The organism is Chitinophaga eiseniae (assembly GCF_900167135.1).
In the GTDB taxonomy this organism is placed as follows: Bacteria; Bacteroidota; Bacteroidia; order Chitinophagales; family Chitinophagaceae; genus Chitinophaga; species Chitinophaga eiseniae.
Map to the genome: position 1 here is coordinate 115,144 of NZ_FUWZ01000007.1, position 12,647 is coordinate 127,790.

Annotated in this window: 7 protein-coding genes; 4 read left to right on the top strand and 3 right to left on the bottom strand. The window is 52.3% G+C overall.

The window, feature by feature from the left end; translation table 11 throughout:
• Positions 1–191 precede the first annotated feature (191 nt).
• Together B5D63_RS31830 and B5D63_RS31835 are read left to right on the top strand one after the other, a co-directional pair.
• Positions 192–3,203 carry a SusC/RagA family TonB-linked outer membrane protein gene (locus B5D63_RS31830; protein WP_143313249.1) on the top strand — a complete coding sequence of 1,004 codons (3,012 nt, stop codon included), beginning with the start codon at positions 192–194 and terminating at the stop codon, positions 3,201–3,203.
• A gap of 2 nt (positions 3,204–3,205) precedes the next feature.
• Positions 3,206–4,879 carry a RagB/SusD family nutrient uptake outer membrane protein gene (locus B5D63_RS31835; protein WP_235021681.1) on the top strand — a complete coding sequence of 558 codons (1,674 nt, stop codon included), beginning with the start codon at positions 3,206–3,208 and terminating at the stop codon, positions 4,877–4,879.
• A gap of 138 nt (positions 4,880–5,017) precedes the next feature.
• On the opposite strand, the gene B5D63_RS31840 is transcribed toward B5D63_RS31835, so the two are convergent.
• Positions 5,018–8,236 (bottom strand): AsmA family protein, encoded by a 3,219-nt coding sequence (locus B5D63_RS31840; RefSeq protein ID WP_078672937.1) that lies wholly within the window; start codon positions 8,234–8,236, stop codon positions 5,018–5,020.
• Between the two features lie 139 nt (positions 8,237–8,375).
• Here B5D63_RS31840 and B5D63_RS31845 point away from each other — a divergent pair, with 139 nt between their 5' ends.
• Entirely contained in the window at positions 8,376–9,356 is a 981-nt protein-coding gene (locus B5D63_RS31845) for a glycoside hydrolase family 43 protein (RefSeq protein ID WP_078672938.1), read from the top strand.
• Positions 9,357–9,366: 10 nt separating this feature from the next.
• On the opposite strand, the gene B5D63_RS31850 is transcribed toward B5D63_RS31845, so the two are convergent.
• Entirely contained in the window at positions 9,367–10,629 is a 1,263-nt protein-coding gene (locus B5D63_RS31850) for an MFS transporter (protein ID WP_078672939.1), read from the bottom strand.
• 130 nt (positions 10,630–10,759) lie between these two features.
• Here B5D63_RS31850 and B5D63_RS31855 point away from each other — a divergent pair, with 130 nt between their 5' ends.
• Entirely contained in the window at positions 10,760–11,650 is an 891-nt protein-coding gene (locus B5D63_RS31855; protein WP_078672940.1) for a LysR substrate-binding domain-containing protein, read from the top strand.
• Here the strand turns inward: B5D63_RS31855 and B5D63_RS31860 are convergent, their stop codons facing one another.
• Complete coding sequence (locus tag B5D63_RS31860) at positions 11,651–12,628, bottom strand: helix-turn-helix transcriptional regulator (RefSeq protein WP_078672941.1); 978 nt, start codon at positions 12,626–12,628, stop codon at positions 11,651–11,653.
• Between the last annotated feature and the right edge of the window lie 19 nt (positions 12,629–12,647).

Genomic DNA, 12,647 nt, shown 5'->3' on the forward strand with positions numbered 1-12,647 from the left:
TACATCATCCTTCGGACAATCGATAAAAAAAAGTATTTTTTATAAACATCTTTATCAACCGAAAAGCCTTACAGATGTACAATTCCACGAACTAATCACTGAAACGCACGTCATTTGAATTTCTTCACGGGCATCCGTATGCCCGGTAATCAATCATCATTTTCACACAGCCTAAATTAAAGCGCACTTTTATGAACAAACTTTATTTCAGTAGCCAGCTGCTGAATTTTTACGTAAAGGTTTTCTGTGCTTTTACGTGCATGGTCATATGCATCTGCCTCTTGTCACACGATGCGCAAGCCCAGGGAAAATTCAATATCCAGGGTAAGATCACAGACGAAAAAAAACAACCGCTTCCCGGTGTCAGCGTCTCCGAAGTCGGTACTAAAACAGGTGTTGTAACGGACATCGATGGCCTGTACAAACTGGAAGTGAGCAGCCCTGATGCCACGCTGCACATCGCTTTCCTCGGGTACGACAGCAAAGATGTAACGGTCGGCGGACAACACACCGTGAATATATCACTTACGCCACAACTCCGCCAACTCAATGATGTGGTGATCACCGGTTACGGTAAAACCAGCAAAAAAAACGTGGTGGGCTCCATCTCCTCTGTCAGCGCCGGTGAATTCACCCAGGGCGTTATCGCCAACCCATCCATGCTGCTGCAGGGAAAGGTGCCCGGCCTCACGGTCACCAAAAGCGGGAATCCTAACCAGTCGCCAACAGTCATCCTGAGAGGTCCCTCTACCTTACGCTCCGGTGCGCAGGAGCCTTTTTATGTTATTGATGGCGTACCGGGTGCTCCCATCGACCTGGTGGCGCCGGATGATATCGCCACCATTGACGTACTGAAAGATGGTGCGTCTACCGCTATCTATGGCGCCAGAGCGGCTAACGGCGTGATCATGATCACCACCCGCCGCCCTAAAACAGACCAGCTCCGCATCGCCTACAACGCATATGTAGGCGTGGAGAAAGTGGCCAAACGCCTCGAAGTGCTCACCGGTGACGAACTCCGCAAATACCTCGCAGACAACGGACAGGTGCTGGCGCCTATCAACAACGATACGATCCCCGGGACGCAACAGCTGGTGAACACCAACTGGCAGGACGAAGTACAACGTACCGGCGTATCTCAAAACCATAACCTTTCCATTATGGGCGGCTCCAAAGCCACCACCTACGGCTTCAGTGTAAACTACCTCAATAATCCCGGTATTATCAGGGGCTCTTCGCTCAACCGGCTGAGTGTACGCGCCAACGTTGGTCAGCGCGCTTTTAACGACCGCCTGCGCCTCGACTTCTCCGTGTTCAATTCTTCCACCAGGCAGGACAATGTGCCGGATGCGGTATTGTACAACATGCTCAACTACCTGCCTACGGTATCGGTTACACGCCCCGACGGCAGCTTTACGGAAGACTACGCCGGCAATATCCGCGGCAGTAACAACCCGGTAGCGCTTATCGCCAACAATAAAGACCAGACCAAATCTTCCCGCTTCCTGGCCACCGGCCTCGCGGAAGTGAAGATCCTATCCGGTCTTACCTATACGGCCAGCCTCACCACCCAGCGGGAACAGTTCAACCGCAACGTCTATTACAACAGCCTCTCCGTCCTCGCCAAAGGCAACGGCGGAAAAGCCAACCGTATATCGTGGGCGAATACACGTAATATCATCGAGTCTTATTTTAACTACGATAAAACCTTCGGTAAACACAACTTTAAAGTACTGGCAGGATACTCCTGGCAGGAAGACCGCAGTGGTGACGGATTTGGTGTTACTACACAAGGCTTCGGCAGCGACGCGCTCTCCTGGAACAACCTCGCGCTCAGCAATCCGCCCGCAGGTACCATCGTGTTCGATAACTCCGCCCAGACCACCCTTACCACGCTGCGCCTCATTTCCTACTACGGCAGGATCAACTACCAGTACGCGGATAAATACTACGTACAGGCCTCCCTGCGTAACGACGGCTCTTCTGCTTTTGGTAAAAACAACCGCTGGGGTTATTTCCCCGCTGCCTCCGTGGGATGGCGTATCAGCCAGGAATCGTTTCTCAAAACGGTACGCGCGCTGGATGACCTGAAACTCCGCGTGAGCTACGGTATCTCCGGTAATTCCCTCGGCTTCGATCCGCTCACTGCACAATTGCAATACAGCACCGTAGGCCGCTACTATGATAACGGTCAGCTCATCAACGCTATCGCACCCGTGCAAAACGCCAACCCCGACCTGAAATGGGAACGTACCGCCATGTTCAACGCCGGAGTCGACTTCACCCTGCTGAAAGGAAGACTCAGCGGCGCCATCGATTATTATGACAAACAGACCTCCGACCTGATCTGGAACTACCCGGTGTCCACCACGCAATACATCGCCACCACCTTACTGGCCAACGTGGGTAAAGTGAGTAACAAAGGGATTGAGGTGGTGCTGAATGCAGACGTGATCAGGGGGACAAACTTCACCTGGAGGACCACCATCAACGCTTCTCATAATACCAACAAAATCAGCTCGCTGGCCAACGATCAGTTTACGCTGAAAGATATCCCTACCGCGATCCTCGGCGGTAAAGGTCAGTCAGGCAACTGGAGCCAGAAGATACTGGAAGGGCAACCTATCGGTACTTTCACCCTGTTCCACTATCTCGGGAAAGACAAAGACGGTATCTCCACCTACCAGAAAGCAGATGGCTCCGTTACTACTTCGCCCAGCACTGCCGACCTGATGGTGGCCGGCTCCGCACAACCGAAAATCAACTACGGCTGGAGCAACACGTTCCTGTATAAAGGCTTCGATCTGACAGTCTTCATCCGTGGCGTGGCTGGCAACAAAATTCTGAACGCCACCCTGGCCGCCATCAATACGCCTACTGACGCCAAAATGACCAATATCGCCAAATTCACGCTGGGAGAGTCTTACAACGATAAAAACTCATTCCTCATCTCTGACCGCTTCCTGGAAAATGGTTCTTACCTGCGGATGGACAACCTCACGCTGGGGTACACCTTTAAAACAAAAAGCCAGTATATCCAGTCCATTCGTGTATACGGCAACGTTAATAACGTGTTCACCATTACCAGCTACCGCGGTATAGATCCGGAAATAGATCTGGGCGGCCTTACGCCGGGCATCGACGTCCGTAACTACTACCCGAAAACACGCTCCTTCATTTTCGGTGTGAACGCTACTTTTTAATCATGAACGTTAAGCTACTGATGACTATGAAACTGCATAAATTACTGAATATAACCCTGGCAGCGGCCATCGCCCTGTCCGGATGCCGTAAGCTGGATGTGGACGTGGAATCCCGTTACACGACCGGTAACTTCCCGACCAACAACGCCTCCTACGCAGCCGCTATCGGCGCGGTATACGCCCAGCTGGCCAACTCCAAATCCGGCGACGCTACCTATTTTATGAACGGTACCGGCTTCAGCTACGGAGTAGACTACTGGATGCTGCAGGAACTGAGCACGGATGAAGCCATCATCCCGGCCCGCGACGGTAACTACGACGACGGCGGCAAATACCGCTTCCTGCATCTCCACACCTGGAGCGGTAACCTGCCTTTCGTGATCAGCTCGTGGCAGTGGGGCTTCGGTGGTATCAATATCGCCAATAACGCCATGAACCTCGCTAAAGGCCTGCCCGAAGGCGCACAGCGGAACACTGCGGTGGCTGAACTGAAAGCGATGCGCTCCCTGTTCTACTTTTTTATGATGGACTCCTTCGGCAATATTCCCATCCTGGACGCCTATCCGGTGCCTACACTGCCGGAAACGAAGCCACGCAAGGAAGTCTTCGCCTTTATCGAAAGCTCGCTGAAATCCGCCCTGCCGGACCTGCCGTCGAAAGTAGACGGTTCCACCTACGGCCGTGCCACCAAATGGATGGCTTACGCCCTGCTGGAGAAAATGTACCTCAACGCGGAATACTATACCGGCACGCCCCGTTACACCGACGCCGTGGCCATGGCCGACAGCATCCTGACCAACGCGCCATACACACTGGAGTCCGACTACACCGCGATCTTCAAACCAGATAACGGCCCGCAGATCAAAGAAACGATCTTCGCCATCCCGTACGACGCCAACCTGATCCCCGGGATGCACTTTACCCGCTTCGGACTGCATTCCTTCCTGAAAGAGAAGTTCGACCTGCCGGCCGCTTTCGGTCCCAGTGTGGCGCTCAGCACCGTCGCCGACTTCTACGCTTTCTTTAACCTGCCCAACGACGTGCGCAACAATACCTGGCTGGCTGGCGGTCAATACAACAAAGACGGCTCCAAAAATATCGTCCGCACCAGCACTAAAACGCTGGACGCGTCTTCGCAAGGCCCCGATCAGCCAATTGACTGGTGGGTGACCATCACGCCTGAAATGAAACTCAAACCCGGCGGCGAAGGCAAACTGGACGTGGGCAACGACCTCCTCGGTCAACTGAAAGGCGCGCGCTCCATCAAATTTTATCCCGACAAAAACATCAACACGTCCACCCGCTTCCAGAACAACGATATGCCGGTATTCCGCCTGGCAGACGTGCTGTTGATGAAAGCGGAAGCCATCCTCCGGGGCGCAGCGCCCACCGCCGTGAAAGGAGAGCTGCAAACGCCGGATGTACTGGTGTCTAAAATACGCACCCGCGCAGGTGCTGCACTTGCCGCGGGCATTAACCTCGATGAAATGCTGGTGGAACGCGCCCGTGAATTTGCCTGGGAAGGGTGGAGAAGAAATGACCTGATCCGCTTCGGTAAGTTTGAAGGCAAATGGGGCTTTAAACCAAAAGATAACGATGTGTTCCGCCGTATTTTCCCGATCCCGGAAATAGAACTGGCGCTGAATCCCAAGCTGACCCGCAACCCCGGGTATTAATATTTAGGGATTTTTTGATGTACGATTTTGGAATTTTGGGAACTAAAAAAGCGGATGTATCAAAACTTCTGATACATCCGCTTTTTATTTATCTCGCTATCCAGTCCCAAAATTCCAAAATCGTACATCAAAAAATCCCTAAATACTCTTCGCTTTCCCTAACCCCACCTTGTACTTATCCGGCGTGCCTGAAATGCGTATATGCATAAAACGCCCCTTCTTGCCTTTATCTGCATTCTCAATGGCGTCTACCTGGTCAGGGTCCACTTCTTCCCGCTTGCGGCCAAACAGGGCCTGGAAACCTACCTGCGTCACCATCTTCATGGGTACACGCAGATAGTAGTTCATCTGAAGGTCCAGCGATTGATTGCCGGATACCTCTATATAACCGAGCGATGAATTGATATTCATTTTGGGAATTTCCAGTGTTCCGTTTTTAAAGGTCAGTTTGTTGCGCAGGGTGTCAAAACGCACCATCCGCAGGTTTTTATCCTTAAAATAGGACGACATGGCCTGCATGGGGCCAAAGTCGAGCAACACGCCGTTATGGATTTCCACGTCCATCTTCGCGGTTGTTTCGCTCAGCACGGGCGTCAGGTCGGGATGCAGCCGCACATGGCTTTTAATATGCCCGGTGAGTTTGCCTTTCAGGTTGTTGTTGAGCACCATGTCCTGGCCAAAGTTGTCGAACTTCAGCAGCATCTTGGTCATGTCCACGCTGTCGAGCCGGATGCCGCTGCGGAAGTAGAGTTTGGCAGGATCGGAAGCGTTGAGGATGCCGCGCATCCCGATATGGCCGCCGGCCATCCGGAGGGAAATAGTGTCCACTTTGATGCGCTGGTCTTTCTGCATATGCACATTGGCCAGCACTTCCTTCATCCAGAGGCGGTGGTAGCGTATTTTACCAATATTGACCTGGGCGTCAAAATTGCTGAACGGAATTTTGAAGATATTGAAACCGGCCGCGTGGAGACTGTCATTTTCCCGGGCGGTAGTCCGTTTGACCGGGGCCTGGGCCTGGGCTGTGTGGTCCGTGAAGTCGTAGTTCATCAGCTCGTCGATGTTCAGGTATTGTGATTTGAAGCTGAAGAAATTATTGCGCTCTTTGCCTTTGCGGTCAGGACCGGCATAGAGCTTCAGGTTCATGTCAAAATCAGTGGTGCCGATTTTACCGGTGAGCGTGTCTACCACCAGGTAACGGTTGGTGCCGTACCGTATCCGGCCTTTGATATTTTCCAGCTGAATAGGATGTTGTTTGAGCGTGCCGGATATATTGGCAATGCGGGCGTCCACGCGTTTGAATACGGTATCATAACGCATGTTGAGTTTGGCCCGCAGCCAGAGTTTGCCGGCTTCTTCATACCAGTATCCCTGCGGGATGAATTTGCGGCCGCGGGGGCCAATCAGATCGTTGACGGCTATACGGTCTGACTTCAGGTCGAATGCCAGCTCGGTACGTCCTTTTTTGATCTTATCGAACCATAGCGGGTAGTTATTCAACCGGCCTTTGAAGGCAAAACCGCTGCTGTCGATATGACCGCTGAAATTGCGTACCAGCAGGCTGGTGTCGTTAATAGCGATATCTGCGCCAAAATCATGCAGCGCATGGGGATATTGTTTGAAGGCCGCACGGAGATTGGTCAGCCGGAAAGTGCCTTTCGGCAAAGGGTTGGGATGCAGCAACTCTTGTACAGACGTTTCAAAGGCAAGGCCTACGTGAAAACCGGTCATCACTTCCTGCCGGAGTATTTTATGCGTGGTATCTGCCAGCATCAGTTCTCCGGGATGGATAGCGTTGCTGGAAGCCCGGAATGTTACGGCGATGGGTTTCTGCTGTGCGTGAAAAATAGCGGGGAGGTCGCTGATGGAGCCACCCGCCTTAATATCGGAATTGCCTATACGAAAAGCGATAGAGTCCAGCAACAGGCTACCATTGCGGACCTGCGCATGTAAGTTCATTTTACGCACCGGCAGGGGATAGTTGGGGATACGGAACTCGAGGTTGGTGACGGTCAGCTCGCTCTGTATGCCCTCTTTCAGTTTAGCAAGCTGTTGTTCGGGCAGATGGATGTCTACCAGCTCTTTGAAATTCATTTTCAGGGCGATCTGTCCCTGTAATTGTTCCAGGTCTTTGATACCGAGGAATTCGCCCACAAACTTCAGGTCCAGCTCCGAGTACACCTGCGTCACAATATGCGGATCGGTGAAGTCTTTCATCACGAAATTACCCCTGAATATACCCTGTCCCGGTTTGGCGTTGATATCCAGCAGGTGAAGCTCTGATGTTTTCAGCGTATGAGCGTCGCCGTTGGTATAATATCCTTTGAAGCCCAGTGAATCTACTTTACGGTCAATGTTTTTATTCTGGAACCACACGTTTTCGCAGCCAAAATTCACGCGGATGGCGGGCATTTCATTTTTGGACAGCTTTCCCTTTACCGTGCCGTCGAAGAAGATGCGGCCATCGCGGCGATATTTTTCCATCATGGTGGCAATATCATTGGGTACCAGTGCAAATAGCAGGTTGAGGTCCGGCCGGTCGCCTTTTACCTGCAGGTCCAGCATCGTTTCCTTGCCCAGCGTGGCACTGCCGGCCAGCGAGAGGCTGGCGTTTTCCAGCCGGATGGTGCTGGGAGAGAGGGCCAGTTGCTTTTTGCTGACGTCGTAGTTGCCTTTCACGTCCAGCGACACCTTCCGGTTGCGGAATAAGGTACTGTCGGTGCGACTGGTGAAGTCGAACAGCATTTTACTGTCCAGCTCCAGCGCCATGCTGTCGCCTTCCATTTTAAAGGAGGTTTTAACCTTATCGATATGGGACACGATTTTCCAGCCGGAAGCGGCGTCCCGGTAGGTGACGTCGATATTTTTCAGGATCACTTTTTTCAGATCGAGGCTCAGCGCTTCCGCGCTGTCGGCAACAGCGGCAGCGGTGCTGTCGCTTTTAAAAGTATGGGCCTTGATCAGGTCTACGTCGCCATTGGCGGCCCGGGCAATGTCCACTTTACCGTTAGCCACTACGACAATACGCACCTGGTAACGTCCCCGCAGGATATCAGGGAGACTAAAACCGGCGTATAGCTTCTCCACTTCATACAACGGCTTCCCGTCCATGCGTTTGTTGGCATAAAAACGAACATGGTGCAAGGCAATGGATACATAGGGAAAATTACTGAAAGGGGAGATGCTGCTTTTCTCCAGTACCAGTTCACCGGCAAATTGTTTATTCAGTTCATCCACTGCCAGTTGGGTCAGGTGCTGTTGCTGACTGTAGAGAATACCGCCTGCGATGCCGGTCAACAGCAACAAGGCAGCCAGCGATATCAGCGCCACACGGATGATTTTTTTTCCTGCTTTCATGTTAAAGGCCGTTCTAATGTGTAAAAATATCAAAAAATGGCGGGCGTAGGCGCCGGCGGGTGTTGGGGATGTGTTAAAGTTTTACTGGATAAGTAAGGGGGCTTTATTATTTTTAACGACTATGAAAGCTGATCGCATAATGAAAAAATGTTCTGCACTGCTGGCCGCTGCAACATGGGCGTTGACAGTGCATGCCCAGGAAGTGAAAAAGCCGGGCCACGCCGGCAACCCGGTATTCCCCGGATGGTATGCCGACCCGGAAGGACTGGTGTTCGGAAAAAAATACTGGATCTTTCCCACATTTTCGGCACCCTACGAGCAACAGGTGTTCTTCGATGCATATTCCTCCGACGACCTTGTTCACTGGAAAAAACATCCGCATGTCCTGGATTCCGCTGCCGTGAAATGGGCGAAACGCGCTATGTGGGCGCCTTCGGTGATCAAAAAAGGGAAACAGTACTTTTTTTTCTTCGGCGCCAATGATATCCAGCGTAATGGCGAGCCCGGTGGCATCGGCGTGGCCGTGGCCGACAAACCCGAAGGACCGTACCGCGATTATCTCGGCAAACCGCTGGTGGACAGCATCGTTCATGGCGCTCAACCGATCGATCAGTACGTGTTTCATGACAAAGACGGGGCCTACTACCTGATCTACGGCGGCTGGGGACACTGTAATATCGCCCGGTTGAAAGACGATTTCACCGGCTTCATTCCTTTTGCAGACGGGACCGTTTTACGGGAGATCACGCCGGAGAAATATGTGGAAGGACCGACCATGTTTATCAGGAACGGGAAATATTATTTTATGTGGTCGGAAGGTGGCTGGGGCGGCCCGGATTATTGTGTGGCTTACGCTATCGCGGACAGTCCGGCTGGACCCTTTAAGCGCATCGGTAAAATCCTGCAGCAGGACCCGGCGATTGCCACCGGAGCGGGACATCATTCTGTGATATACAATGCAAAACACGATCAGTGGCTCATGGTCTATCACCGCCGTCCGCTGGGTAAAAAGGGAGCGAACGAAAGGGAAACCTGTATTGACCGGATGGAATTTAATGAAGACGGCACCATACGCCCGGTGGTGATGACCAAAGAAGGTGTGCGGCGGCTTCAGCTGTAGGCGGTTGCCGTTATGCGCGGGCGCTGTTGCGCTCGTCGGCCATTATTTTGCCGGCAGGCGGAAATATCGTCCCTGTCTGTGTTTTTCTGCGATGCTGTACAAACACGATTGTGGCAACGATGCCGGTCAGCCCGGCGATGCAGACAGTGGCCCGCGGACCTATCCACTGGGCCAGTACGCCTGTCAGCAGGCTGCCAATAGGGATCATGCCCTGGTACGCCATGATGTAATAACTGATCGCTCTTGCGCGCATGGTTGGAATAGCATGCGTCTGGATATAGGTGTTGATGGCTGATGTCTGCGCCATCATACCTACGCCGGAGAGCATCATGAACAGCAGGGCCAGCGGCAGCCAGCCGGCATAAGCCAGGAGTACAAGGCTCAGGCCAAATATCAGGCTGGAAGTAATGAGTATTTTGACCAGGTCTTTACCGGCCTTTAACTGCGCCATATAGATGGCGGCGGCGATGGAGCCAACACCGGCGGCGCTTTCAAACCAACTGAAGGTGCGCGCGCTGCCATTAAAAATATCTTTTGCGAAAACAGGCATCAACGTATTGAATGGCATCACCAGCAGGCTGCTGGCGGTGAGCATCAGCAGCAGGGAGGAGAGGTCCCTGTCGTGCGAAATATACTGCCATCCTTCCCGCAGCTCCGCCCAGATGCTGCGTTCCGACTTCACGATCACCGGCAGGTCCATCTTCATCATAAACAGCGAAATGAGTACGGGCACGTAACTCAGGAAGTTACCGGCAAAACAGATGTCTTCCCCGAAGGTGCTCAGCACAATGCCTGCCAGCGCCGGTCCTGCGATACGGGCGAAATTGGCCACCGTGGAATTGAGCGCTATCGCGTTGGGAAGATCTTCTTTCTGTTCTACCATTTCCATCATCAGCGACTGCCGGCAGGTGACATCAAACGCATTGATAACGCCCTGTACAAGCGACAGGAAAATGATACCGGGGATGTTGTAGTACCGCAACAGGATCATGAGCGCCAGCGCCCCGGCCTGCACCATGGAAATCAGCTGTGTGATGATCATCAGGCGGTAGCGGTTATGACGATCTATGTAACTGCCGGCGTAGGGCGACAGGAAAAGGGAAGGGATGAGGCTTACAAAACTGACTACACCCAGCAGCAGGGCGGAATTGGTTAACCGGTACACCAGCCAGCAAACGGCCGTTTTCTGCATCCATGTACCTATCAGGGAAATAGATTGTCCGTAAAAGAAGAGCCGGAAGTTCCGGGATTTTAAAGAGCGAAATACATCCATCAAAAATTTATTTATACAAGCGGGAATGCTGACATTCCTTTTAATAATCGATGGTGCAAATTTCGGTCAGTTCGATATATTTGTAAAATAGATTGTTTTAATGATATTCATTAGTAAAACCGATTGATTCATGGAACTTCGTCAACTGGCTTATTTTGTGAAAGCCGCGGAAACCTCACATTTTACCGGGGCGGCTGCCGCGATGTATATTACGCAATCCACCTTGTCGCAACAGATCAAGGGGCTGGAAACGGAACTGGGCATGCCGCTGTTTGACAGGGTAGGTAAGCATGTGCAGCTCACGGAGGCAGGCAGCGTGTTTCTGCTGCATGCCCGGCAAATACTGCTGGACGTGGAGAAAGGCAAACAGGCTATTGAAGATTTACAGAACCTGCTCACCGGCGATCTGCGCATCGGCGCCACGTATGCCTTTACATCGCTGCTGCTGCCGGCGCTGTCGGCCTTTTCGGGTAAATACCCGGGCCTCCGCATTTTTGTGGACTATGGCAATACAGAAGAACTGGAAAGAAAATTACGTTCGTCTCAACTGGATTTTATTCTGGCCTTTCATCAGCTCACGCCGGGCAAGGAGTTTGAAAGCCAGGAACTGTTTACCTCCAAGATAGTGATGGCGGTATCGAAGAAACATCCCATGGCGCAGCTGAAAGAAATCAACCTGAAAAACCTGGACGGCATGGAGCTGATCCTGGCCTCCAAAGGTTTTAGTTCCCGCGATTTTCTCAGTGAGGTGCTGGAAAAACACAAAGTGTACCCCGCTGTGAAAATTGAGCTCAATGACGTGCATGCGCTGCTGTCGATGCTGGAGGGCGGGCATTGGGTAACGTTGCTCAATGAGCGGGCGCTCAACGGCTGGAGGAACCTGGTGGCGGTGCCCATCGCCGGCAAGGCCTTGCTGCGAAAGGCTTATATCCTCTGGCAGAAAGGTACTTACCGTAAAAAAGCGGCGGACCTCTTTGTGAAAGAGTTGCTGAAAGGCATTGAAAAGCAGAAGCAGCCGTGATTACTGCGCGTCCATTACCTGCAAAGCTCCGTATTTAAAGTATTTATCAAAAGTAGTCAGGAAAGTATTGAGACTGGTGAATCCCAGCCGGTCCATAATAGCAGTTACCGGCGTATTGCGGGTGCTCAGCATCTCAAAAGCCACGGCCATTTTCTCCTGCAATACCAGCTCCGGTATGGTCAGGTGGAACTCCTGTTCAAACGGGCGGCGTAACAACGCTTCTTCCACATCAAATTTCTGTTGCAGTGTTTTATAAGTCAGCGGTTCATCCAGGTGATGGAGGATGTAGCTGAAAATTTCGTGCAGCTGTTGCCGTTTGGCGTCATTCATCATAATGGGTGGCGGGGCGATCAGCCGCCGGGTATAGTTGCCATAGAAGTCGGCTGCATTGCGGCGGAAAAAGCTGTAGGCGCTGTTGCCGATATATTTTGCCCGCAGGATACGGTCTCGTATCAGGCGGCTCACAGGATTGAGCAGGAAGGGCGCTTTATGCAGCGGTTCTGTGACGTTGGAAATGGGAATGGCCGCCAGTGAACTAAGCAATGGAAATTCCCGCGCCAGCTCTTTCAAAGCGTAAGGCTCAATGTTGATGTGGAAGCTGAGCGGCTGCGAAGTGCCGGGGAGGGTAGGCTCTTCGGAGGCCATTACATTGAAAAGGCTGACTTCTTTCTCCAGCTGTTGACGGTTGTTGATGGCACCCCGCAGGTTGTCGACGTCGTCGTAGGCATGCAGGGTGATCACCTGGTATTGGGAGCAGTGGCGCACTTCCACGCCCGGCCGCATGTGGATGCTGTGTACCCAGATGGAAAATTCTCCGGCCCTGATGTTCTGGTCGAGGATGGAACCGTCTTTGTCTTCGTGATAGTAAAACCGCGCATATGGAATCAGCTGTCCCTGGAAAGCAGCTGGAATGTCCTGGTGCGGCGTGAACGTCGTGTCATCTCTTTCGATGTACAGGATTTTGGTAGTTGATTTCATGGGAAATGGTTTATGGTCA